Origin of the sequence: Klebsiella sp. 141240 (assembly GCF_050600805.1) — a bacterium.
GTDB classification, from domain to species: domain Bacteria; phylum Pseudomonadota; class Gammaproteobacteria; order Enterobacterales; family Enterobacteriaceae; genus Klebsiella; species Klebsiella aerogenes.
In genome coordinates this window covers 154,100-179,494 of the sequence record NZ_JAQIRK010000005.1, presented here as the reverse complement: position 1 = coordinate 179,494, position 25,395 = coordinate 154,100, and the positions used below count along the sequence as shown (strand labels likewise).

Here is a 25,395-nt window from a genome sequence, read left to right as displayed (position 1 = left end):
GAAGCGAGAGTAACGCACAGGAGGTGCGATGAAGACATTACGACCACTGTGGGGCAGGGGTCAGATGATCTCCCCACAACATTTTCAACAACAGGTGAACCAGGCGGCCTGGCAAAGCGAATGTATCGCCCGTCTGGGAGTGATGAATCCCTGGGGCGTCATCCGCGTCGAATTTGACGCCGCTCTGCTAAAGCAAGGGACACTGAAAGCCAGCCACCTGTACGTACGCTTTCCTGATGGAACGCTAATTGACAGTGATAATGCTGATGCGCTGCCTGAAGCCATGGTATTGCCGCAAGCGGACTGCCATGAATTAACGGTGGTGCTGGCGTTGCCCCATGAGCATGGCAACGGCGGCAACTGCTTGCAGGTGGAGCAACGTGCAGAGCGTCCGGTACGTTGGCGCCAGACCTGGCGAGAAGTGCGCAACAGATATGGCGAAGACAGTCGACAAATTGCGGTGATGCTTGCGCAACTGACGCTGCGCGCTGCGGATGACGATAACGGCGATTATCAAACCGTCGCCCTCGCCAGGCTACGTCGCGACAGTCAGGAGTGCTGGTCGCTGGATGAGGACTTTATCCCACCGCTACTGAAAGTGTTAGCCAGCCGCTGGCTGCACGAACAGACGGAACAACTGACGAATCAGCTGCGCACGCGCCTGCAACGTCTGATGGCCATGCGCCGGGAGAGCAACGCCAGGATGGCGGATTTTGCGGTGGCGGATGTATCACTGTTCTGGTTGCTGAACGCGCTCAACAGCGCGGAGCCGGTGTTGAGCCATTTTCTGCGTCATCCCCAGGTACATCCGGAACGGCTGTATGAAGCGCTGGCCAGCCTGGCGGGCAGCTTGCTGACTTTCTCCCTTGACCACACCACGGCGGATATCCCGCCCTATCGCCATCAGGCGCTGACCGAAGTCTTTCCACCGCTATTCAAATTACTCGGCGTACTGCTCGAAGCCAGCCTGCCATCCCGGGTTGTGGCGATTGAAATGACGCACGATGACCGGCGTAAGCGCTGGCATGCCCGCCTGCACGATCCAAGGTTGCGCGAAGAAGCCGATTTTTATCTCTCGGTGCGTTCCGCGCTGCCTGCGTCGCAACTGCTGGAGCAATTTCCGCAACAGTGTAAAACCGGCAGCCCCGATGAGGTTGACCGGGTGGTCAACGGTTCGCAGCCGGGCATTCCGCTGAAAGCCATGAGCCATGTTCCCGCCGCTATTCCGCTGCGCCTTGAGAATCAGTATTTCACCCTTGATATGACTCATCCGGCAGCGCAGGCGATGCTGGCGGAAGGGAGTTGCGTCTTTTACGTGCCCGGCCTGCTGGGCGATCCTGAACTCGAACTGTATGCGGTGCTGCGCTCATGACCCAGGATATCAATATTGATGCTCTGCTGGCGGATAGCTGGCTAACGGTGACGGAACTGCGTCTTGGCGCCAAACTGGCCGAGGGGGAGGGGAAACTTCTTTGGCAGCGTTGTGTAGATAACATTGAACAGGTGATGGCGCAGCTGGTCGCCGCTGATGTCAGCGAGACGAACCGCCAGCACATCCTCTATGCGTGGTGCGCGCTGCTGGATGAAACCGCGAAAGGCCGCAAAGAGGAAGATGACGCCTGTATCGCCTGGTACGACCGGCCGCTTGAGGTCAAATATTTTGGCGGCATGGAAGCCGGAGATGCGCTCTATGAGCGTATACGCCAGACGTTGCGCGAACCGGCGCCGGATATAGCTGTACTGACCTGTTTTCATCGGGTACTGGCGCTGGGCTTTAAGGGGCGCTATAGCCTCAATGATCCGGCGCGCGCAGCGCTTGTCAGCGCGCTTGGCGAGCGCGTACCGCTGTTTGCGTGCGACCCGCATCTGCCGATACTGGCCTCCCTCTCCGGGCGCCGAGGCATGGCTGACTGGCTGCGCCGTTGGCCGGTTTGTCTTGGATTGTCGCTGGCGGCGGTAGCCGCGTTGTGGTTGGGATTAAACTACTGGCTGGATACCCTGGTGGCGGCGTTGCGACTGGGAGGCGGACAATGAGCGCGCGCTATCAGCGCCTGCTATGGCTGTGGGGCGGGCTGCTGGCGGTGTTGATGATCCTGCTGTTTCTGCCGTTATCCACCGGCGGCCGGGTGCTGGCTGTTGGGTTGATGGCGGCAGGCGTAGCGGCCGGGCTGGTCTACGTCGGGCGCCAACAACGTGAGCGACCTGCGGATGCCGACTGGCTGGTTGAGCTACCGTCGGCGCCGTATCGACAGCCGGTTGTGCTGGTCTGCGGCGACACGGCGGACTGGCCGGGAGAAGGGGCGGTTTACCGTACGGCGCAGGGTTGCTGGCTGAGAGTCGCCACCGCCGCGTTGCAGCAGACGGCGCGTTATTTGCAGCGTGAGCGGCCGGCGCTCATCGCCCAGCTGGCGGTGATGTACTGCGTGCAGCCGCAACAACATGATGATGACGCGGCGCTGACGGCCCGGTTTCGCGAGCTACGCTGGCAGCTTGCTCAGGTGCGGCGTGATACCCGTCGGGCGATACCGTTACTGCTGAACAGCACCCTGTTCGGCGCATCGCTGGAACCGTTATGGCAGACAGCGCGTGCCGAAGAGACGATGCAGATGTGGCTGCCTGACGGCGTGCCGTTCAGCAGCGCAAGCTGGCTGATGCAGGCTGATGGCGCTCATCGCCTGGCGGCGCTGGTGAGGATGAATGCGTTTGCCCGCTTTACGCAGCAGATAGCGTTGAGCGTACTGACGGCGGCCACCGACGATGTTCCCCCGATCGCTCCGGCGGTCGTACTGTATCATTTCACGCCAGCCGGGGCGCCTGCCGTGGCGGATAATCTATGGCAGCGTTGGCTGTCTGAGCATACTTCCCTCAACTCACTACCGGGCTGGTTGCCGAAAATTGCTGCCGATGCGCGGAAACTGCCGGATTTTATTTTGCCGATACTGCCGCAGGGCGGCGGCATTACGCCGAAAAGCCGTGCTCTGCGGCGGGCATTCTGTCTGTTCTCCCTCGCGGCTCTGATTGCGCTGTGCTGCAGCGCATGGAATAACCATCAACTCCTCCAGCGGGTTGGTTTTGATGTTCAGCGTTATGAACGGACGGCGATGGACGACCATGCAGCAAAAGCCCGCGCCGTACAGATTTTACGCCAGGATGCGGCGCAATTGGACGCCTTCGCGCGTGACGGCGCGCCGCTGGCGCTCAGCCTTGGGCTCTATCGCGGCGAGCGTCTGCGCCAGCCGTTACTGGAAGCGATTCGCTCCTACGTCCCCCCGCCTCCGCCGAAAGCGGTAGAAAAAATCGTGCCGAAAATTATCCGCCTCGACAGCATGTCTCTTTTCGATACCGGCAAGTGGACGCTGAAACCGGGCTCCACAAAGCTGCTGGTGAACTCGCTGGTGGGGATAAAGGCCAGGCCAGGTTGGCTTATCGTCATCGCCGGGCATACCGACAGCGTGGGTGATGATAAATCCAACCAGACACTCTCTCTGAAGCGTGCCGAATCGGTGCGCAACTGGATGCGCGACACCGGTGACGTGCCGGAAAGTTGTTTTGCGGTACAGGGCTATGGCGAAAGCCGTCCTGTCTCCGGCAACGAGACGCAACAAGGCCGGGCGCTCAACCGCCGGGTTGAAATTAGCCTGGTGCCGCAGGCTGATGCCTGCCGTGTTGCGACAACCTCCGCTTCATCCCCGGCGGATGGCGCTTTCTAAACCGACCATCTCATGACGCTCTGCGCGGACAGGTTTTCCTGTCCGTCGTTTTTGTTGCCGGGTACCGGGGTCAACACAACCTGCCCAACCTTGTGCGCTTTTGGGCTCCTTATCAACAGGAAACAGCGACGGGCGGTAGCGTGGCTGAAAGCGATGGAAGGGAGATAAAGAGAATGGCGTTTGATACAGGAAAATAAACCATGAATGACATAAAGCCTTTGTTTTTCAACCACAGTCATCATCTTTTACAGGTGCATGGTTGTCACTCCTTGCTGGACGTTCTGTGCTTCGAAGGCGAGGAAAACTTAAGCGAGCCTTTCCGCTATACCATTGAATTTACCAGCAGCGATCGTGCCATCACCCCGCAGCAGATGTTGCTGAAAAATGCCTCGTTGACCTTGCAGGCGCCGGTTGACCAGGGATTTGGCATTAAGATCCAGCAACCGGTGCGCGTTGTGCAGGGAGTGATCACCGCTTTTGAACGGCTTTCCACCTCAAAAGAGGAAACGCGCTACGCCTTGACGTTACAGCCGCGTCTGGCGCTACTGTCGAAGAGCCATCAGAATCGGATTTATCAGGACATGTCGGCGCCGCAGATTGTGGAGCACATCCTCAGAACCCGTCACCAGATGCGCGGTGAAGATTTTGTCTTTCAACTGGCGCATGAATATCCGCGGCGTGAACAGGTGATGCAGTACGGTGAGGACGATCTGACTTTTATCTCCCGCCTGTTGGGCGAGGTGGGGATCTGGTTTCGTTTTATCGCCGATACCCGGCTCAATATTGATGTAGCGGAGTTCTACGACGACCAGCAACACTACGAGGCGGGGCTGGTATTGCCCTCGGTCGCCCCCTCCGGGCAGCATGACGGCGGGAGCGAATCGGTGTGGGATTTACAAAGCCGACACCGCGTGGTTGAGCGTTCGGTCTTCACCCGTGACTACAACTATCGTAACGCGCCGGAGGATATGAATCTCAATGTCAATGTCAGCCGGGGCGATAGTACCACCTACGGTGAAGCCTATCACTGGGCGGACAACTACCTGACGCCAGGTAATCGCTATCAGCATACTCCGGACCCGGAGAGCGGGGCCTTTTATGCCCGTATTCGCCATGAGCGCTATCTCAACCAGCAGACGCGGCTGAACGGAGAAACAAACTGTGCGGCGTTGTCTCCCGGACAGCAGCTAAAAGTGAGCGGCGGCGAGGAGGTGACGGACCTCTGGCGCCAGGGTGTGGCGATCGCTGCGATTCACTGTCGCGCCCGCCGCGACCGCAGCTTCGAAGTGACATTTCAGGCCATTCCCAGTGTTGAGACCTACTGCTTTCGCCCGGCAATCATCAGCAAACCCAAGATGGCCGGGACGTTACCGGCGCGCGTCACCAGCACCAAAATCAACGATCTCTACGGCCATATCGATCGCGACGGACGTTATCGGGTGAACTTATTGTTCGACCGCGATCGCTGGCAGCCGGGCGAGGAAAGCCTGTGGGTGCGCCAGTCGCGCCCTTACGCCGGTGAAACTTTTGGCCTGCATCTGCCGTTGTTAGCGGGCACCGAAGTGGCGATCGCTTTTGAGCAGGGCGATCCCGATAGGCCCTATATTGCCGGCGCCCTGCACGATTCCACGCACCAGGACCACGTGACGCTTTACAACTACAAGCGCAACGTGCTGCGCACGCCGGCGAATAACAAGATTCGCCTTGATGATACACGGGGCAAAGAGCACGTTAAGGTCAGCACCGAATATGGCGGCAAGAGCCAACTCAATCTCGGCCACCTGGTGGATCATCAGAACACGCCGCGCGGTGAGGGATTTGAGTTACGCACCGACAGCTACGGCGCGATCCGCGGCGGGAAGGGAATATTTATTACCGCCGATGAACAGCTGAAAGCGATGGGCGCGACCGTGGAAATGGATCCCGCGAGTCAATTGCTCGGCAGTGCCGTTGTTCAGCTCAACGACTGGCAGGAGATAGCCCGCACCCACTACAACACCCCGCCGGATGTCAGCACGTTAAAGCAGTTCGTCGGCAGAGCCGTCAACCTCGCGAGCCCCGTCCTGCTAATGAGCGCGCCGAAAGGCATCGGCATCGTGACGGCGGAAACGACGCTGCTACAGAGTGGTAAAGGGTTGTACCTGCAAAGCGCCAGCGATATTGCGCTGGCCAGCGGCAATCGGCTTTCGGTGAATACCAAAAACGCTATCTCGCTGCTGTCCCACCGCGAAGGGATGCGTATGGTATCAGTGAAAGGTCCGCTGGCGATAGAGTCGCACGGCGATACCCTGGCGCTCACTTCACTGAAGGATGTTACCGTTCAATCAACGCAGGGACATCTGCAGCTTACCGCCAAAAATGGCATCACCCTGGGCTGCGGCGGCGGCTACATTCGCCTGACGCCGCAGGGAGAAATCCATCTTCACAGCCCCGGTCTGCTCAGTTTTAAAGGCACGCATAAGATGCAGGGGCCGGCCGGCGAGACGTTTCCGCTTCCCGATCTTCCCACATCGATATGTAAAGACTGCCTGATTCATGCGCAAGAACTGGCTCAGACCTTTGTTCCGCGTGCCGCCTGACAATCGCCCATTGATATAACTTACCCGGAGGAACAGACCTTGAAACCCATTATTCGGCAGGGTGATACCTTGCGTGAGCATGGCGGTACGGTGATCGGCGGCCATTATCTCTGTTTTGGTAAAGGCATCGCCTGCAAAGGCGACCAGGTGAGCTGCAATGAACATGGCCTGACGGTCATAGCCGAAGGAAGCTCGCTGTATGAAGTGGATGGTTCTCCGGTGGCTCTTGACGGGCATCGTTGCGCCTGCGGCTGTACGCTGGTGAGCTCACGCCCTGATTGCGACGTCGCGTTATGAGACAGCTCACCGACTATCTGCCTTATAAAACTGCCACGCCGCCCCGCAACGGACGGTGGTTATCCGTCGGCGCGGGGCTGACGCTGATTAGCGGTGGAGGCGCGGCGTTAATGCCTGGCGAAGCGCGTGGCGGGGCGTTAATTGCCGTCGCGATCGTTAGCGCCGTGCTTTTGGTCTTCATCATCTGGATGCTGCGTCTGCTTTATTACCGCCTGTCGGTCCACTATACCCAGTACTACCAGCAGTTGATCGATTTTGATCATCAAACGTGGTGGGCCCGGCATCAATATAGCGTTGGGCTGGTGGAAACGGTGCTGCTGGGGCCGGTGGGGTGTGAACCCGAGCACTGGCATGCGCTGCTGAAGCGAGAACATCAGACGCCAAAAGAGAAACTGGAGGCCGGTGCGCGGGCGCTGCGGCTGATTCACTCGGATATCGTTGATATCGACCTGCGCGAACAGCAGCTGGCCAGGATGCTGGCGCAACAATGGCTGGCGCAGCGAGGCGACCATCAATTTCCCTGCCTGAGCGGCTGTTACTGGCAGGGCAGCGAACCGGCATGGCAAGAATTTTGCGCCGAGCTGCGCAAGCGCTATCCCACCGCTCAGTTGCCGCATATGGCTGAACCCTGGCAGGGCGAGGCCTGCTTATCGGAGATTACCGCACGAATGAATGCGGCCGGCGACGGATGTTTCATTCTGGTGGCAGGGTGCCAGTCGGTAGCGGCGACGGCGGATTCCGCAAGACCGGCGGGTGAATCTGCCGTGCTGTGGTTACTGGCCCGGGAGGGGGAGGCGCGACTGACCCGCGGCGAGGTTTATGAAGGCGCTGCGGTGGAAAATATCCAGCAGGTCTGTCAGCGGGCGATGCAGCAAAGCGGGGCCGAACGTCCGCCCGATCCCTGTATCGCATTCACACAGCCGCAAATCCCGGAACTGGCGCAAAGCGGCTGGAACAGCAACCAGCTGCTGCAGGATGAAAACTGGGGGGAGGCGGGGCCGATGGAGCAGCTCATCACGATTACGCTGGCGGCGATATTTGCCTGTCGCTTTCATCAGTCTTGCGGCTGGATCGCCCGCGACCCGCGTCATCCTCTCTCACTGGGCATCGTCACCGCAGCCGTGCCGGCACCGCAACCTCAAGATAAGAAGGAATGAACATGTCGTTAATGAATCAGGAATGGACTAGCAAGCTGGAACAATTTGCCCGAAAACTCGCGCTGCGCGACGTCTATCTCATTGCCGATCAAGGTGTTTTAAGCAATCCGTTGTTGGATGGCTTAAATAGACTTTCTCCTCCGGTGCAGTGGTTCTCGCTCTATCAGGGGCAACCGGAAGAGCCGCTGCTGGAGATGGCGCCTTTATTGATGCGGCTGGAGCTAGCTTGCTGGCAGCATCGTCAATGGATCGCCGATCTGATCGCCGCATTTTCCTACAAGCCGTGTCTGCTGATCTTCCTCTCACCGCTAAGTTTTTCAACGCTCGCCGCTCATCTGCGCAATCTGGCCGACGGCGCATGGGAAGACCGTTCTGGCCTGGTGCGTTATTACGATACCCGTATGTTCCCGTTGCTGATGCAGCATGTGCTCACTGAAGAACAAAAAGCATGGTTTTTAGAACCGGTTTATCTCTGGAGCTACCGCGATAGAGACAACAAGATCTGCTGGCTGGAAGGCGAATGTTCGCCAGTTCAGGCAGCGATCCCGGAGGCGATCAAGATTAATTTCAGCGATGAGCAAATGATGAAACTGGATGTCGCTATCGATGCCCAGCGATTTACGGTTTCTGAAAAATTCAGCACCTTTTTTGCCACCCAGGAGGACAAATTTAACACTCTTTGGCAGCTCGGCTGGCAGGCGCATCAGCAGAATTTTGTCGGCGATTTAGCGTCCTGGTTTGAAAGCCACTTTAAGGAATAAAACATCCTCCCTTTTGATCATCAATAGGTGATGATCAGTTCTGTAAGGACACATCAATGATAAAGCATACCCGTATTTTGCCCGGCGGGCTGGCGGTGCTGACCACCGGTTTTCTCTGCCTGCTGACGGCCTGCCGGCGAGCAGAACGCAGGCCGAAGGCAACTATGCCAGACAGTATCTGGAGGGATATGTCGGGGAGTCTGAACATCAATCGGACAAAAAAACGGAGCCGGGCTGTCCCGCCAGCCTGCATATCAGCCTGTTCTTTGACGGTACCTGCTGTAATGAAAAGGGGGCCGATGAGGTGTATGGCTCGTGTAACCCGCCGCTGACCAATATTGGCCGATTTTATCATTTGGAAAACCGGTATTGATGTCTGTAGCAGCCAAATTTATTTGACCGCTACAAATATCATTATCAGTTATATATGGAGGCTCATATATTGGCATAAATACAATCCTTTAATTACGTTATTTATTAATAAGTCACCACTTTATATTTGTAAGGACACATCAATGATAAAGCATATCCGTATTTTACCCGGCGGACTGGCGGTGCTGGCCGCCGTTTTGCTCTGCCTGCTGACGGCCTGCCGCGACCACAGTCGCGACGGGATGAGCGGCGCCGATTTAAACCTCTACAATCACGGTCCGGATGCCATCGTTTCGGTGCAGGTGAATGGCTACGGCGGGCCAGGCGCTAACTCCTACGGCGGCGGCGGCGGCTTCTGCTGTGTGATGGTGCCTGATGTCTGGCGCCCGGGCCTGACGGCAAAAATTACCTGGACCTCCGATCCCAATTACTGGATGAAATCCAGTGAGATGCCGGATGATTATGAAACTCACTATCAGCGCCATGGGCCGATTATTGTACCTATTGAACGTTGGGAAAAGGGGCAGGCCTGTGGCTTTGATGTGCATATTTTCCCCTGCGATAAAGTGCGGATAGTGCGTTCCTGCATCCCGCCGGGACAGCCGGGCTACCCGGTACCCCAGTCGCCCCCTGACTGGGAGCAACGAGCGGATAAGATCATTTTCAAACATATTAAGGAGGAAGTTGTATGTCCGACACCGCAGACTCCACGCTGAGTGCCCTGAAGGCGCTTATTGCCGCCTTTCAGACCGGCGCCACTCCGGTTACGGTTAAAGCCTCCACCGCAGAAGCCGCCAGTTTACCGCCGAAATTTCCCGGGCCGGATGATAAAAAGGGAGAAAAGCCTGCCGATAACTCTACACAGCAGAAAACCGAATACAACGAGCGCGGCCGTCTGCCGGCGAGCAGAACGCAGACCGAAGGCAACTACGCCAGTCAGTACCTGGAGGGGTATGTTAAAGGGTCAGAACATCCCTCGGACAAAAAAATGGAACCGGGCTGCCCGGCCAGCCTTCATATCAGCCTGTTCTTCGACGGTACCTGCTGTAATAAAGAGGGGGCTGATGAGGTGTACGGGTCACGTAACCCGCCGCTGACCAATATCGGCCGGCTTTATCATTTGGAAAACCGGTATTGATGTCTGTAGCGGCCAATTTTATTTGACCACTACAAATATCATTATCAGTTATATATGGGGGTTCATCTATTAGCATAAATACAAGCATTTAATGACGTCATTTATTAATAAGCCATCACTTTAAATTTGTAAGGACACATCAATGATAAAGCATATCCGTATTTTGCCCGGCGGACTGGCGGTGCTGGCCGCCGTTTTTCTCTGCCTGCTGACGGCCTGTCGCGATCACAGTCGCGACGGGATGAGCGGCGCCGACATAACGTTGTTAAACCATGGTCCGGATGCCATCGTTTCGGTGCAGGTGAACGGCTACGGGGGACCAAGGGCCAATTCCTACGGCGGCGGCGGCGGCTTCTGCTGCGTGATGGTACCTGATGTCTGGCGCCCGGGGCTGACGGCAAAAATCACCTGGACTTCCGACCCTAACTCCTGGATGAAGTCCAGTGAGATGCCGGACGACTATGAAACTCACTATCAAAAACATGGGCCGATTACCGTACCTATAGAGCGCTGGGAGAAGGGGCAGGCCTGCGGTTTTCATGTGCATATTTTCCCCTGCGATAAGGTGCGGATAGTGCGTTCCTGTGTGCTCCCGGGGGGGCCGGTTCAGCCAGGTCAACCTGAATATCCAGTCCCTCAGTCTCCCCCTGACTGGAGGGAAAGGGCACACAAAATACTTATCGAACATATCAAGGAGGAAGTTGTATGTCCGACACCGCAGACTCCACGCTGAATGCCCTGAAGGCGCTTATTGCGGCCTTCCAGACCGGCGCCACTCCGGTCACGGTTAAAGCCTCCACCGCGGAAGCTGCCAGCTTACCGCCGAAGTTTCCCGGGCTGGATGATAAAAAGGGAGAAAAGCCTGCCGATAACTCTGTGCAGCAGAAAACCGAATACAACGAGCGCGGGCGCCTGCCGGCGAGCAGAACGCAGACCGAAGGCAACTACGCCAGGCAGTACCTGGAGGGGTATGTTAAAGAGTCAGAACATCCCTCGGACAAAAAAACGGAACCGGGCTGCCCGGCCAGCCTGCATATCAGCCTGTTCTTCGACGGTACCTGCTGTACTAAAGAGGGGGCTGATGAGATATACGGCTCGCGTAACCCGCCGTTGACCAATATCGGCCGGCTTTATCATTTGGAAAACAGGTATTGATGTCTGTAGCGGCCCATTTTATTTGACCGCTACAAATATCATTATCAGTTATATATGGGGGTTCATCTATTAGCATAAATACAAGCATTTAATGACGTCATTTATTAATAAGCCATCACTTTAAATTTGTAAGGACACATCAATGATAAAGCATATCCGTATTTTGCCCGGCGGACTGGTGGTGCTGGCCGCCGTTTTGCTCTGCCTGCTGACGGCCTGTCGCTATCACAGTCGCGACGGCATGAGCGCTGCTGATATAGCCGTTATAAACCACGGCCCGGACGCTATCGTTTCGGTGGAGATCAACGGTTATGGGGGGCCAAGGGCGAACTCCTACGGGGGGGGGCGGCGGCTTCTGCTGTGTGATGGTGCCAGATGTCTGGCGGCCGGGCCTGACGGCAAAAATCACCTGGACCTCCGATCCTAACTCCTGGATGAAATCGAGTGAGATGCCCGATGATTATGAGACTCACTATCAGAAACATGGGCCGATTATCGTCCCTATCGAACGCTGGGAGGAGGATCAGGCTTGCGGTTTTCATGTGCATATTTTCCCCTGCGATAAGGTGCGGATAGTCCGTTCCTGCATACCACCGGGGCAACCGGGATATCCGGTACCCCAATCGCCACCAGACTGGAAGGAAAGAGCCAAAAATATACTTTATAAACATATCAAGGAGGAGATCGTATGTCCGACAACGCAGACTCCACGCTGAATGCCCTGAAGGCGCTCATTGCCGCCTTTCAGACCGGCGCCACTCCGGTTACGGTTAAAGCCTCCACCGCGGAAGCCGCCAGTTTACCGCCGAAGTTTCCCGGGTCGGATGACAAAAAGCCCGCGGATAACTCCACGCAGCAGAAAACCGAATACAACGAGCGCGGCCGCCTGCCAGCGAGCAGAACGCAGACCGAAGGTAACTACGCCAGGCAGTACCTGGAGGGATATGTCGGGGAGTCCGATCATCAATCGGACAAAAAAACGGAGCCAGGCTGCCCGCCAGCCTGCATACACAATTCGCTGCTGACTAATATTGCCGGCTCTGGCCTATGAGAAACCGGTATTGATATTTGCAGCGGCCCATTTTATTTGACCGCTACAAATATCATTATCAGTTATATATGGGGGGTTCATCTATTAGCATAAATACAAGCATTTAATTACGTCATTTATTAATAAGTCATCACTTTATATTTGTAAGGACACATCAATGATAAAGCATATGCGTATTTTGCCCGGCGGGCTGGCGGTGCTGGCCGCCGTTTTTCTCTGCCTGCTGACAGCCTGTCGCGACCACAGTCGTGACGGCATGAGCGGCGCTGATTTAAATCTCTATAACCACGGTCCGGACGCCATCGTTTCGGTGCAGGTGAACGGCTACGGCGGGCCTGGGGCCAATTCCTACGGCGGCGGCGGCTTCTGCTGCGTGATGGTGCCAGATGTCTGGCGCCCGGGATTAACGGCAAAAATCACCTGGACCTCCGATCCTAACGCTTGGATAGACCCGAAGCACATCCCTGATGATCATGCGAGTCATTACCAGCGGCATGGGCCGATTACCGTGCCCATTGAACGCTGGGAAAAAGGTCAGGGATGTGGCTTTGATGTACATATTTTCCCCTGCGATAAGGTGCGGATAGTCCGTTCCTGCATACCACCTGGACAGCCGGGATATCCGGTACCCCAGTCGCCGACAGACTGGAAGCAAAGAGCTCAGAAAATACTTATCAAACATATTAAGGAAGAAGTTGTATGTCCGACGCCTCAGACTCTCCGCTGAATGCCCTGAAGGCGCTTATTGCGGCTTTTCAGACCGGCGCCACCCCGGTCGCTGTTAAAACCTCCACCGCAGAAGCGGCCAGTTTACCGCCAAAGTTTCCCGGGTTGGATGATGAAAAAGGGAAAACGTCAGCGGATAACTCCACGCAGCAGAAAACCGAATACAACGAGCGCGGCCGTCTGCCGGCGAGCAGAACGCAGACCGAAGGCAACTACGCCAGGCAATACCTGGAGGGATATATCGGGGAGTCCGATCATCAATCGGATAAAAAAACGGAACCGGGCTGCCCCGCCAGCCTGCATATCAGCCTGTTCTTTGACGGTACCTGCTGTAATGAAGAAGGGGCTGATGAAGTGTACGGCTCCCGCAATCCGCCGCTGACCAATATTGGCCGCCTCTACCATGCGGCAAACTGGAAAGAGCAGGATGAAACTGCGGAAAACGACGGCTACTTCAGTTACTACTTCCCTGGCTGTGGGGCGCGATTTCCGGAGATTGGCGAGAACGAATACTCGCTGGACGGCGAGCTGTTTGCCAATGGCGGCGAAGACCGTATCAACCAGGCGTTGCTTAAAACCTACAGCAGCATTTGCTATGCGGTGAAAAAGGAAAGGATAGAAGACAGCGAGCTGAGCAGATATCGGCAAAGTATGGCCACCGTCTGGCCCTTCTCGCGGCTGACCCAGAAGTTCAACCGTAAAAGCGCGATCGATGAATTCTGCAACGATCATCTGGGCTGCGTGGTGAACCAGTGGCCGCGGCAGCCGACACGATTGTATATCCAGCGCTCGCAGCGGCGCATTGCCAAAATCAAGCTGTTCGTCTACGGCTACTGCCGGGGGGCCGCCACCGCCCGCGCCTTCGCCCGTGGGCTGGAGTCGCTGCTCGATGACGCTAAAATGCCGCTTGATGCGACAAATATACTGCCGGCGGGGACAGTGGTTCCGGCCGGCCCGACCCTGCTGAGTATCCCCATCAGTATCGAGTTTATGGGGCTGCTGGATACGGTCTCCGCGGTTGGCGTGCCGCATATCCTGCCGTCGGCCACCGGGCATCTGGGGTGGGCGGCCAACAGCCTGCGGCTACCGACCACCAAAGGCTTCTTAAAAAGCTGCTACCACTTTGTCGCCGGCCACGAGCAGCACGGCGACCTGCCGCTGAACTCCATTCGCGGTCCGGACGGTAAATACCCGGCCGGGGCGGTGGAGGTGGTCTATCCCGGGATGCATGCCGATGTTGGGGGCGACTGTAAACCCACGGAACTCGGCAAAGTGCAGACCGATGCCGCCAGCCTGCTGTCAAAGGTTGTGCTGCACGATATGTATGCCGCCGCCTTTGATGCCGGGGCGCCGCTGAGCGTGCCTCCTGAGGTATTACCCGGCGGCGCCAAAGAGAAAACTTATCGAATGATGTCTGTTTATGTATTGGAGCAATTCAAAATCTCCGCCCAGGCCATCGCCCTGTTTAACGCCTGGCAGCAGGCCGGGGCGCAGCAGGCGGGGGCGAAGACCGAAACGCCGGCCGTCAACGAGGCGGAGGTGGTGGCCATCGCCGTGGCCCAGGGCCGGGATCCGGTTGCCGCGCTGAAGGCGGCTCACGACAAGGCGGATAGCGATAAGGCGAAAGCCGCCGCCGCGAAGCCGCCGGAGAACGGCCCGCTGGGCAAACTGCCGGATCCGGTGTATGTGCCGCTGAAGGCCAAAGCGCTGGAGGTGATGTTGGCGGACCAGCTGAGCTGGATCACCGCCTGGCGCACCGAGCGCTTTGCCAGCCCGCAATATGCCGATAAGTATTATCAGCGTAAGCCTTTTTATCAGCAGGCGCTGAATGAATCGTCCGGCGCGCTGCCGTCGGCGGCGGCGCCCGCGGAAAGCGAAGGGCCGCGTGAAGTGCCGTTTATCGATAAGGATCGGCTGGACCGCGCGGCGTGGGGCTATGACTTTGCCCATACCGGTATCGTGGCGCTGCTGGCTCAGGTGCTGCTGGATGTGATCCCCACCACGCAGACCAACCAGCTTGGCGGTCCGCTGGTGGCGGCGCAGGAGTCAGAATATATCCAGATCAAGAAAAGCGGCGATGCCCGGCGGGCGGCGCTGATGGGCTCGCCGACGATGCTGGATTTTTACGATAACTACGTGCATGACACGCTGGCTAAATATAATCACGACCCGCTGCACTCCTCGTTTTCCCACGGTTATTTTGCGTCGCGGACGATTTACGATAACGATGATGATACGTGGGATTCGGTGAAACAATTTGGCCAGCGGATAAAAGCGATTATAGATATTAATGTTGGCGATATATCAGTGCAGGCGCGAACGGATATGAAAATACAGCTGAAGATATTTATAGCGGCCAATTTTATTTGACCGCTACAAATATCATTATCAGTTATATATGGGGGGCATCTATTAGCATAAATACAATCCTTTAATTACGTCATTTATTAATAAGCCATCACTTTAAATTTGTAAGGACACATCAATGATAAAGCATATCCGTATTTTGCCCGGCGGGCTGGCGGTGCTGGCCGCCGTTTTGCTCTGCCTGCTGACGGCCTGCCGCGACCACAGTCGCGACGGGATGAGCGGCGCTGACATCACTCTTTTAAACCACGGCCCGGACGACATTGTTTCGGTGCAGGTGAACGGTTACGGGGGCCCCAGGGCTAATCCCTACGGCGGCGGCGGCGGCTTCTGTTGCGTGATGGTGCCAGATGTCTGGCGCCCGGGACTGACGGCAAAAATCACCTGGACTTCAGATCCTAATGCCTGGATGAAATCGAGTGAGATGCCCGATGATTATGAAACAAACTATCAGCGGCATGGACCGATTACCGTACCCATTGAGCGCTGGGAAGAGGAGCAGGCCTGCGGTTTTCATGTGCATATTTTCCCCTGCGATAAGGTGCGGATAGTCCGTTCCTGCATCCCGCCGGGACAGCCGGGGTATCCGGTTCCCCAGTCTCCTCCTGACTGGCAGATTAGGGCTCAGAAAATACTTATCAAACATATCAAGGAGGAGATCGTATGTCCGACGCCGCAGACTCCACGCTGAATGCCCTGAAGGCGCTTATTGCGGCTTTTCAGACCGGCGCCACTCCGGTCACGGTTAAAACCTCCACCGCGGAAGCGGCCAGCTTACCGCCGAAGTTTCCAGGGCCGGATGATAAAAAGGGGAAAGCGCCAGCGGATGAATCCACGCAGCAGAAAACCGAATACAACGAGCGTGGGCGCCTGCCGGCGAACAGAACGCAGACCGAAGGCAACTATGCCAGGCAGTACCTGGAGGGATATATCGGGGAGTCCGATCATCAATCGGACAAAAAAACGACGGAACCGGGCTGCCCGGCCAGTCTGCATATCAGCCTGTTCTTCGACGGTACCTGTTGCAATAAAGAAGGTGCTGATGAAGTGTATGGCTCGCGTAATCCGCCGCTGACCAATATTGGCCGCCTTTACCATGCGGCCAATTGGACGGATCAGAGCTTTTCAGCTGATAACGATGGTTTCTTTTGTTACTACTTTCCCGGCTGCGGGGCGCGCTTTCCTGAGATTGGCGAAGAGCACTACTCCCTGGACGGCGAGCTGTTTGCCAATGGCGGCGAAGACCGTATCAACCAGGCGCTGCTTAAAACCTACAGCAGCATCTGCTATGCGGTGAACAAAACCGCGATCAAAGACAGCGAACTGACCAGATACCGGAACAGTATGGCCACCGTCTGGCCCTTCTCGCGGCTGACCCAGAAGTTCAACCGTAAAAGCGCGCTTGACAAATTCTGCGACGACCATCTGGGTGCCGTGGTCAATCAGTGGCCGCGGCAGCCAACGCGGCTGCATATCCAGCGCTCGCAGCGGCGCATCGCCAAAATCAAGCTCTTTGTCTACGGCTACTGCCGGGGGGCCGCCACCGCCCGCGCCTTCGCCCGCGGGCTGGAGTCGCTGCTCGATGACGCTAAAATGCCGCTCGATGCGACAAATATGCTGCCGGCGGGGACGGTGGTACCCGCCGGCCCGACCCTGATGGGCATTCCCATTAGTATCGAGTTTATGGGGCTGCTGGATACGGTCTCCGCGGTTGGCGTGCCGCATATCCTGCCGTCGGCCACCGGGCATCTGGGCTGGGCGGCCAACAGCCTGCGGCTGCCGACCACCAAAGGCTTCTTAAAAAGCTGCTACCATTTTGTCGCCGGCCACGAGCAGCACGGCGACCTGCCGCTGGACTCCATTCGCGGTCCGGATGGTAAATATCCGGCGGGAGCGGTGGAGGTGATCTACCCCGGGATGCATGCCGATGTCGGCGGCGACTGTAAACCCACGGAACTCGGCAAAGTGCAGACCGACGCCCGCAGCCTGCTGTCAAAGATTGTGCTGCACGATATGTATGCCGCCGCCTTCGATGCCGGGGCGCCGCTGAGCGTGCCTGAGGAGGTGTTGCCCGGAGGGGCTAAAAATAAGACCTATCGGATAATGACGAATGCCGTTATAAAACAATTCAAAATCTCCGCCCAGGCCATCGCCCTGTTTAACGCCTGGCAGCAGGCCGGGGCGCAGCAGGCGGGAGCGAAGACCGAAACGCCGGCCGTCAACGAGGCGGAGGTGGTGGCCATCGCCGTGGCTCAGGGGCGGGATCCGGTCGCCGCGCTGAAGGCGGCTCACGACAAGGCGGATAGCGATAAGGCGAAAGCCGCCGCCGCCGCGAAGCCGCCGGAGAACGGCCCGCTGGGCAAACTGCCGGATCCGGTGTATGTGCCGCTGAAGGCTAAAGCGCTGGAGGTGATGCTGGCGGACCAGCTGAGCTGGATCACCGCCTGGCGCACCGAGCGCTTCGCCAGCCCGCAATACGCCGATAAGTATTATCAGCGTAAGCCTTTTTATCTGCAGGCGCTGAATGAGCAGGCCAGCGCGCTGCCGTCGGCGGCGGCGCCCGCGGAAAGCGAAGGGCCGCGGGAAGTGCCGTTTATCGATAAGGATCGGCTGGACCGCGCGGCGTGGGGCTATGACTTTGCCCATACCGGTATCGTGGCGCTGCTGGCTCAGGTGTTGCTGGATGTGATCCCCACCACGCAGACCAACCAGCTCGGCGGTCCGCTGGTGGCGGCGCAGGAGTCGGAATATATCCAGATCAAGAAAAGCGGCGATGCCCGGCGGGCGGCGCTGATGGGCTCGCCGACGATGCTGGATTTTTACGATAACTACGTGCATGACACGCTGGCTAAATATAATCACGACCCGCTGCACTCCTCGTTTTCCCACGGTTATTTTGCGTCGCGGACGATTTACGATAACGATGACGATACGTGGGATTCGGTGAAACAATTTGGCCAGCGGGTAAAAGCGATTATAGATATTAATGTTGGCGATATATTAGTGCAGGCGCGAACGGATATGAAAGATCTGAATACGGTATCGGGCGTGCTGGGTAAAATATATCGCGATATAAAAAGCGAGGCTTTTAAAATACTGCTGCCTTAATTCGTTATCGCCATATTCATTATATCCGCTAAGTATCCTTAATAACGCTATACGGGCGTGATGATGCACGCCCGTGGCTAAGGGAATCATCAATTTTATGTTCAAGGAAAAAAATGCCGCGGTAATGACCGTAGCGGCTACCGCGACCCTGTGTCTTGCCGTCTGGACAATTGTGGTCCTGCTGAGCGGTCTGGGATGGTGGAACTGGCACGCCAACCGCACGCTGCAGTGGACGGCGATCCGCGAGATATTGACCGTCTGTGGCCTGATCTGGGCGTATGGTCTCTGTCTCTGGATATTGGGCTTTATTGCTTTCCACCTGTTTATCAGGCAAAAAGCCGATGGGCAACAGCGTCAGACGCGGACTTTTATTAGCCAGCAGACAAAACCGGCGCAGCCGTTTGCGTCCTTAAAGCACTCTCTTCGTCGCCGCTACGGCCGATTGTGGCGCAATAAGGTCCGCCTGCTGTGGGTCGCTGGCGAGGCGGCGCAGATTGCCGGCATCGCTCCCGGCCTTGCGCAACAGCAATGGCTGGAGGGCCGCGGTACGGTGCTAATTCACGGTGGTAGCCTGTCGGCGACGGTGGATAACGAGCGGCTCAGCGCTCTGCGTCGGCTGCGCGGCCGCCGGCCGCTGGATGGTATCGTGCTGGCGCTGAACAACACTCAGGCCACCGCCGCGAATCTGGACGAGTATTTGCGTACGCTGGAGCAGGTTGCGCAGGTCCTGCGCTACCAGCCGCCGGTCTATCTGTGGCAACTCCGCGACAGCGACTGGCCGCAGGATACGCGCATTACCCAGACGCTGGGGGCGTTGTTCCCGCCGCGAGCCGTCCCGCAGGATGTTGAACGGCAGCTTCGCGCCATTCTGCCCGCCATGCTGGCGCAGGGTACTCAGCAGTTGTGCGCTGATTCGTCCCACGATTACCTGCTGCGTGTCGCTAAATGGCTGAAGGAGGGCGGTATCAGCGGCTGGAAGACGCTACTGACGCCGTGGCTTACCGGGCATCTGCAACAGATCCCGCTCCGCGGTCTGCTGTTCAGCCCCGCGTTAAAGGCGGAAGAGGCGGTGGACAATGGGCTCTATCCCCACCGTTGGCCGGCCCCGGCCGCCTGGCAGGGGATCATCGCAGACTGCGGCCGCGCGCGCGGCGTGCCGGTGGGGGTGGCGTGGCGCCGCTCCCTCGGCGTCGGCCTGCTGGCGCTGATTGCCCTGTGGGCGGCGGGAAGCCTGCTCTCTTTTATCGTCAACCGCCAGCAAATTGTCAGCGCCACCCAGCGGGTACAGCTGCTGCGGCAGCCCGTCGTTAACGACCAACAGCTGATCGATTTGCAGATGCTGCGCAACGATATCGGCCGTCTACAGAATCGGCTCGCCAACGGCGCGCCCTGGTATCAGCGCTTTGGTCTTAATCATAATGCGCCGCTTTCTGCCGTGCTGCTGCCGTGGTATGGGCGGGCTAACCAGCGTCTGATCCGCGACGCGGCGGCGCAGGCGCTGACCCGGCAACTGAACGTGTTGGTCAACCTGCCGCCGCGCAGCCCGCAGCGGGCGCAGCTGGCGAAAGCGGGTTATGACCAGTTAAAGGCCTATCTGATGATGGCGCGTCCGGACAAAGCCGATGCGGCGTTTTACCGCCAGACAATGACCGCCGCGCAGCAGACGCGTCAGGGAGTCGCCCCGGCGCTATGGCAGAGTATCGCCCCTGATTTATGGGCCTTCTATATGCGTAACTTGCCGTCGCAGCCGACGTGGAAAATCACCCCGGATGCCGCACTGGTGACGCAAGCGCGTCAGGTGCTGCTGGCGCAAATCGGGCGGCGCAACGCCGAAAGCACGCTTTACGAGAACATGCTGCTGCAGGTGCGCCGTAATTATGCCGACATGATGCTGGAAGATATGACGCCGCAGACCAATGCCAGCCGGTTGTTTACCACGGAAGAGGTGGTTCCGGGGATGTTTACCCGCCAGGCGTGGGAGGGCGGCGTCCGCGAGGCGATCGATAAGGCGGTGGCGGCCAGGCGCGATGAGATTGACTGGGTGCTGAGCGATAGCCGCCAGACCGTCAGCGGCGATGTCTCCCCGGCGGCGTTGAAACAGCGGCTGACCGATCGCTATTTCACCGATTTCACCGGGGCGTGGCTGGGTTTCCTCAATAGCCTTCGCTTAAATCCGGCGCGCAATATTGCCGATGTTACCGATCAGCTCACGTTGGCGGGCGACGTTCGTCAGTCGCCGCTGATTGCGTTGATGAATACCCTTGCCTGGCAGGGGCAGACCGGGCAGCAGCGTGAGGGCGTGGCGGATTCGCTGGTGAAGTCGGCAAAAAATCTACTCGATAAGGACCAGCAGCCGTTTATCGACCAGCAGGCCGGCGGCGTGCGCGGCCCGCTGGATAGCACCTTTGGGCCGCTGCTGGCGCTGATGGGCAAAAATCCCTCTCAGAGCGTGGTCGCCGCAGACAGCACCCTCAGTTTACAGACCTGGTTGACGCGCTTGACCCGCGTACGCCTGCGGCTCCAGCAGGTGGCAAACGCCCCCGACCCGCAGGCGATGATGCAGCAGCTGGCGCAGACCGTGTTTCAGGGTAAAAGCGTCGATCTGACCGACACCCAGGAGTACGGCAGCCTGGTGGCGGCCAGCCTCGGCGAAGAGTGGAGCGGTTTCGGCCAGACCATGTTCGTCCAGCCGCTGACGCAGGCCTGGGAAACGGTGCTGCAGCCATCGGCGGCCAGCCTGAACGAGGCGTGGCAGCGTTCTGTGGTCGCTAACTGGCATTCGGCTTTCGACGGCCGCTATCCGTTTGCCGCGGGCAAAAACGATGTCTCGCTACCGATGCTGGCGGCATTCATCCGTCGCGATAGCGGGCGGATCGACCAGTTTCTCGCCCGACAGTTGGGCGGCGTGCTCAACCGGGAGGGCAGCCGCTGGGTGGCCGATAGCACGCACAGTCAGGGGCTGACGTTTAACCCGGCCTTCCTGAAGGCGATTAATCAACTGAGTTCCTTGTCCGACATCCTGTTTACCGACGGCAGCCAGGGAATGGGATTTGAACTACAGGGGGTGGCGACGCCGGGCATTGTTGAAACGCAGCTCACCCTCGACGGCCAGAATCTGCACTACTTTAACCAGCTTGCCGAATGGAAAAGCTTCCGCTGGCCGGGGACTATCAACAAACCCGGCGCGATGCTGAGCTGGAGCTCAACGGCGGCGGGCGCCCGGCTATTGGCGAACGACAGCGGCCCGTGGGGCACGCTGCGTATGCTGGAGAGAATGAAGCGCCAGCAGATCGGCGATGGGCTGTTTCGCCTGACGGTCAATACGCCGGATAACCGGCAACTGCAGTGGCTGCTGCGTACCGAACTCGGCGATGGCCCGTTGGCGTTGCTGAAATTGCGAAACTTCACGGTGCCGACACAGATTTTCATCGTGGAGGCTCCCCGTGCGGAACCGTTTGCTGACGGTGACGTAGAGGAATAAGGGCCGACACTCACGCTGCAAGCGCTGCTTTACAAGCGGCGAGTTTTCCAATTCTGACATTTGAGATATTCCATGGACGATTTAACTCTGCGTTATTTTGACGCTGAAATGCGCTACCTGCGCGAAGCTGGCGAGGAGTTTGCCCGCGCCCATCCCGATCGCGCCGCGGCGTTAAACCTCGATAAAGCCGGCGCCCGCGATCCCTATGTTGAGCGCCTGTTCGAAGGTTTTGCTTTCCTGATGGGGCGGCTGCGCGAAAAGCTCGACGACGACCTGCCGGAGCTGACCGGCGGGCTGGTGAGTATGATTTGGCCGCATTATCTCCGTACTATTCCGTCATTGGCGATGGTGGAATTCAGCGTCGACTGGCGGGAGATGAAAGAGCCGCAGCGGCTGAAGAAGGGAACGGAAGTGATCTCCCGGCCCATCGGCGAGACGGGCACCCGCTGCCGTTACACCACGACCCAGCCGCTAACCTTACAGCCGCTCGCGCTCTCCCGCGCCAACGTCAGGACGCTGGCAGATGGCCGCCAGGCGATTTGTCTGCGTTTTGACTGTAGCGCGCTGGTGGACTGGCGGGCGCTCGACCTGAGCCGTATTCCGTTGTATCTGAACGCCGATGCGCCGTTGGCCTGCGTGCTGCATGAAGCGCTGACGCTGAATGTGGCGCACATCGGCATACGTCTGGCGGGGGAGGCCGATAGCAGGCCGCTGGCGGCCCATTTTGCCGTCTGCGGGTTTGGCAGCGATGAGGCGCTGCTGCCTCAAAGCGGCGGGTTCAGCGGCTACCAGTTGCTGCTGGAGTATTTCAGCTTTCGTGAAAAGTTTATGTCGGTCGCGCTGTGCGGGCTGGAGAATATGACGTTTCCTGATGCGCCGGGATGGTTTGAGATCGAGGTCGTGCTGGATAAACCGTGGCCGCAGGAATACGCGTTGTCAGAGAAACATCTGCGCTTACACTGCAGCCCGGTTATTAACCTGTTTCCGCTGGAGTCGGACCCGCTGCATCTGGATTCACTACAAAGTGAGTATCTGCTGCGCCCCATGCGCGTCCAGGATGGGCACACCGAAATCTATTCGGTGGAGTCCGTCACCTCTTCCCGCCTTTCCGGCACCCAGGCGTATGTGCCGTTTACCAGTTTTCGCCACAAAGGCGGCATGTTGCGCCATGATGCGCCGGAATATTATTACCACACGCGCGTTAAACGTGGCCCGTCCGGGCTGCATGATACCTGGCTGACGCTGGGCGGCGAGGCGTTTGACCAGCATCGCGTGCCGCAGAATGAAACCCTGTCATTGAGCCTGATCGGCACCAACGGCCAGCTGCCGCGGCGGGCGCTGCAAAGCACGCTGCTGGACACGGTGGTCAAATCCACGACGTCGCGACTCCAGGTGCGCAATCTCAGCGCGCCGACGTTGCCGTGTTATCCACCGGATCGCGACCGTTTTCACTGGCGGGTGCTGAGCCATCTCGGCAGCAGCTTCCTGTGGATGATGGATAACGCCGAGGTGTTGCGCGGCGCGCTGGCGTTGTATGACTGGACGGACAACGAAATGAACCGCCGTCGCCTGCAGGCGATCGTCGACGTGAGCCACTGTGAGGTGGAGCGTTTTGCCGAGGGGCATTTTCTACGCGGCGTGCAGATAGAGGTGACGCTCGACGGTAACGGCTTCGCCGGGCACGGCGACATCTGCCTGTTTGGCGAGATGCTCAACCGCTTCTTTGCCCTGTACACCGATATCCACCTGTTTAATCGTCTGATTTTGATACTGCAACCTACCGGAGAGCGTCTCGAATGGCAGGAGAACCACAAACGCCGCATTCCCGGCTGAGCCCGCGGCTTGAGCGGGATATTCAGCGCATCAACTTTTACCGTTTCTGCCAGCTACTGGAAAAATCGCGACCTGGCGCGCCGGCATTAGGCAGCACGCTGAACCCGGCGGATGATCCGATACGCTTTCGTCCGCATCCGGGGATGGGTTTTCCGGTCAGCGAACTCAAAGCGGTGGAGTATGATGAGGCGCATCCCGACGCGCCGCCGACGCTGCGCACCACCTTTATGGGGCTATACGGTGTCGATTCACCGTTGCCTACCGCCTGGCTGGATGATATTGCGCAGCAAAGAGAAGGGCATGAGGCGCAGGAAGCATTTCTCGATATTTTTAACCACCGCATTCTGAGCCAGTTTTATCGCATCTGGCGCAAATACTCGTATCCGGCAACCTTTGAAGACGGCGGTTGCGACCGTACTTCGCAGAGCCTGCTGGGGCTGATCGGGCTGGGCATTCCCGGTACCGCTCAGCATATTGCCGCGCCGGTATCTCGCTTTCTGGCATTACTCAGCGTGATGCGCCTGCCCGCGCGTACCGAAGAGGGAATTCAGGCGCTGGTACGCTTGTTGGCGCCCCATACGCGGGCGGAAGCGTCGCCGCACTGCCCACGGACGGTGTACCCGGCGCAGCCGCTGGGTTTTTACGGCGATAACGATTTCCTGCTTGATGGCTACACGGTGCTGGGCGATGAAACGACCGAGATTGCCAGCCAGTTGCTGATCGCGCTGTATACCGATGATATCGCCGAGGCCGCAGGCTGGATGCCGGAAGGGCAAATCTATGCGGACTTTTTGGTTCTGCTGCGGGTTTATCTCGGCTGGCGCTATAAGGCCAAAATCACCTTAACGCTTCCCACGCCGCTGTTACCCGCGCCGGTACTTGGCGAAACGCCGTTTATGCTCGGCATCACCGGCGTTCTGGGCATGGAGGGGGACGCGGTTCCGCCGGATTTACCGGCCACGTTTACCACGGAACTGGGCGGCTACCGCGGCATGCCGCTTGCACCATTATCACAAGGAAACCAACGTGTTGCATATCACTTCGCTTAAACTATCCGCACTGATTCTTCTACCGTTCATGCTGGCGGGTTGCGGGCTAACACAGAAAATCAGCGACGGCGCTTCGTCCGCCGTAAAGTCAGTATTTTATCGCCAGGTGAAAACGCTGCGTTTGGATTTTAGCGCGCGCAATGCGTTAAACACCGATAACCGCGAGGATAACAGCGCCTCCCAGCCGGTGATGGTACGGGTCTATGTGCTGAAAGATCGCAAGACTTTCGATAAGACGGTTTACCAGCAGCTGGCGGCGGAGGGGGAGGAGATATTAAAAGACGACCAACTGGCCAGCCGCAGCCTGGTGCTCAAACCGGGAACGGAGATGAGTCTCACCATGCCGCTGGATGAACAGGCGCAGTATGTTGCCGTGGTGGCGCTGTTCCGGGCGCCGGATCTGACGAAAAACGACTGGAAGCTGGTGCTTGCCCGTGAGGATCTTGACCCGGACCGCGCGCGCGTCATTGAGGCCAGCCATCATCAACTTGTTCTGCAACCGCGGAAGGACAAGTGAGAAACGCGCTGCGCAATTTTATATTCAATAAATAACCTGACGGACGCCATGATGGCCAAACCTGATTTTATTTAAGGTTTGGCCTGTCGGGGAA

At 58.0% G+C, this 25,395-nt stretch carries 20 protein-coding genes and 1 pseudogene; all 21 read left to right on the top strand.

The genetic code is table 11. From position 1 onward, the window contains the following. The first annotated feature begins 28 nt into the window (after positions 1-28). The 21 genes and pseudogenes from tssK (at position 29) to tssJ (ending at position 25,301) form a co-directional block, all read left to right on the top strand. Entirely contained in the window at positions 29-1,372 is a 1,344-nt protein-coding gene (tssK, locus tag PGQ95_RS11715; protein WP_430918184.1) for a type VI secretion system baseplate subunit TssK, read from the top strand. Next, positions 1,369-2,034: a type VI secretion system protein TssL, short form gene (tssL, locus tag PGQ95_RS11710; protein WP_430918182.1), complete on the top strand. Its 666-nt coding sequence runs from the start codon at positions 1,369-1,371 to the stop codon at positions 2,032-2,034. Before tssK ends, tssL begins: the two co-directional genes overlap by 4 nt. After that, the gene (locus tag PGQ95_RS11705; protein ID WP_430918180.1) at positions 2,031-3,710 is read left to right on the top strand and encodes an OmpA family protein; all 1,680 of its coding nucleotides are present in this window, start codon (positions 2,031-2,033) and stop codon (positions 3,708-3,710) included. The genes tssL and PGQ95_RS11705 overlap by 4 nt, the downstream gene beginning before the upstream one ends. 200 nt (positions 3,711-3,910) lie before the next feature. After that, positions 3,911-6,289: a type VI secretion system Vgr family protein gene (locus tag PGQ95_RS11700; RefSeq protein ID WP_430918178.1), complete on the top strand. Its 2,379-nt coding sequence runs from the start codon at positions 3,911-3,913 to the stop codon at positions 6,287-6,289. A 39-nt stretch (positions 6,290-6,328) separates the two neighbouring features. Continuing rightward, a complete protein-coding gene (locus PGQ95_RS11695) occupies positions 6,329-6,586 on the top strand; it encodes a PAAR domain-containing protein (protein WP_087860650.1) in 258 nt (85 codons plus the stop codon). Beyond that, entirely contained in the window at positions 6,583-7,743 is a 1,161-nt protein-coding gene (locus tag PGQ95_RS11690; protein ID WP_430918176.1) for a hypothetical protein, read from the top strand. The genes PGQ95_RS11695 and PGQ95_RS11690 overlap by 4 nt, the downstream gene beginning before the upstream one ends. Positions 7,744-7,745: 2 nt before the next feature. Continuing rightward, on the top strand, positions 7,746-8,504 hold the full coding sequence (locus tag PGQ95_RS11685) for a DUF4123 domain-containing protein (protein ID WP_430918174.1): 759 nt from the start codon (positions 7,746-7,748) through the stop codon (positions 8,502-8,504). Positions 8,505-9,019: 515 nt separating this feature from the next. Then, positions 9,020-9,592, top strand: a complete 573-nt coding sequence (locus tag PGQ95_RS11680; protein ID WP_352509734.1) for a DUF3304 domain-containing protein — start codon at positions 9,020-9,022, stop codon at positions 9,590-9,592. Then, complete coding sequence (locus PGQ95_RS11675; protein WP_430918172.1) at positions 9,565-10,014, top strand: hypothetical protein; 450 nt, start codon at positions 9,565-9,567, stop codon at positions 10,012-10,014. Before PGQ95_RS11680 ends, PGQ95_RS11675 begins: the two co-directional genes overlap by 28 nt. 142 nt (positions 10,015-10,156) lie before the next feature. Further along, complete coding sequence (locus PGQ95_RS11670; RefSeq protein ID WP_430918170.1) at positions 10,157-10,747, top strand: DUF3304 domain-containing protein; 591 nt, start codon at positions 10,157-10,159, stop codon at positions 10,745-10,747. Beyond that, positions 10,720-11,169, top strand: a complete 450-nt coding sequence (locus tag PGQ95_RS11665; protein WP_430918168.1) for a hypothetical protein — start codon at positions 10,720-10,722, stop codon at positions 11,167-11,169. Before PGQ95_RS11670 ends, PGQ95_RS11665 begins: the two co-directional genes overlap by 28 nt. A 142-nt stretch (positions 11,170-11,311) precedes the next feature. Further along, positions 11,312-11,885: pseudogene (locus PGQ95_RS11660) on the top strand (DUF3304 domain-containing protein). After that, positions 11,858-12,220, top strand: a complete 363-nt coding sequence (locus PGQ95_RS11655; protein WP_430918166.1) for a hypothetical protein — start codon at positions 11,858-11,860, stop codon at positions 12,218-12,220. The pseudogene PGQ95_RS11660 and the gene PGQ95_RS11655 overlap by 28 nt, the downstream one beginning before the upstream one ends. Before the next feature lie 157 nt (positions 12,221-12,377). Next, the gene (locus tag PGQ95_RS11650) at positions 12,378-12,947 is read left to right on the top strand and encodes a DUF3304 domain-containing protein (protein ID WP_430918164.1); all 570 of its coding nucleotides are present in this window, start codon (positions 12,378-12,380) and stop codon (positions 12,945-12,947) included. Further along, the gene (locus tag PGQ95_RS11645) at positions 12,920-15,316 is read left to right on the top strand and encodes a T6SS phospholipase effector Tle1-like catalytic domain-containing protein (protein ID WP_430918162.1); all 2,397 of its coding nucleotides are present in this window, start codon (positions 12,920-12,922) and stop codon (positions 15,314-15,316) included. Before PGQ95_RS11650 ends, PGQ95_RS11645 begins: the two co-directional genes overlap by 28 nt. Positions 15,317-15,431: 115 nt before the next feature. Continuing rightward, complete coding sequence (locus PGQ95_RS11640) at positions 15,432-16,004, top strand: DUF3304 domain-containing protein (RefSeq protein ID WP_430918160.1); 573 nt, start codon at positions 15,432-15,434, stop codon at positions 16,002-16,004. Further along, positions 15,977-18,421, top strand: coding sequence for a T6SS phospholipase effector Tle1-like catalytic domain-containing protein (locus tag PGQ95_RS11635; RefSeq protein ID WP_430918158.1), 2,445 nt, complete (start codon positions 15,977-15,979; stop codon positions 18,419-18,421). The genes PGQ95_RS11640 and PGQ95_RS11635 overlap by 28 nt, the downstream gene beginning before the upstream one ends. A 97-nt stretch (positions 18,422-18,518) precedes the next feature. Beyond that, positions 18,519-21,902 (top strand): ImcF-related family protein, encoded by a 3,384-nt coding sequence (locus tag PGQ95_RS11630; RefSeq protein ID WP_430918156.1) that lies wholly within the window; start codon positions 18,519-18,521, stop codon positions 21,900-21,902. 72 nt (positions 21,903-21,974) lie between these two features. Beyond that, positions 21,975-23,735 carry a type VI secretion system baseplate subunit TssF gene (tssF, locus tag PGQ95_RS11625; RefSeq protein ID WP_430918154.1) on the top strand — a complete coding sequence of 587 codons (1,761 nt, stop codon included), beginning with the start codon at positions 21,975-21,977 and terminating at the stop codon, positions 23,733-23,735. After that, positions 23,699-24,784: a type VI secretion system baseplate subunit TssG gene (tssG, locus tag PGQ95_RS11620; RefSeq protein ID WP_430918152.1), complete on the top strand. Its 1,086-nt coding sequence runs from the start codon at positions 23,699-23,701 to the stop codon at positions 24,782-24,784. The genes tssF and tssG overlap by 37 nt, the downstream gene beginning before the upstream one ends. Further along, positions 24,762-25,301 carry a type VI secretion system lipoprotein TssJ gene (gene tssJ, locus PGQ95_RS11615; RefSeq protein WP_045413530.1) on the top strand — a complete coding sequence of 180 codons (540 nt, stop codon included), beginning with the start codon at positions 24,762-24,764 and terminating at the stop codon, positions 25,299-25,301. The genes tssG and tssJ overlap by 23 nt, the downstream gene beginning before the upstream one ends. The last annotated feature ends 94 nt before the right edge of the window (positions 25,302-25,395 follow it).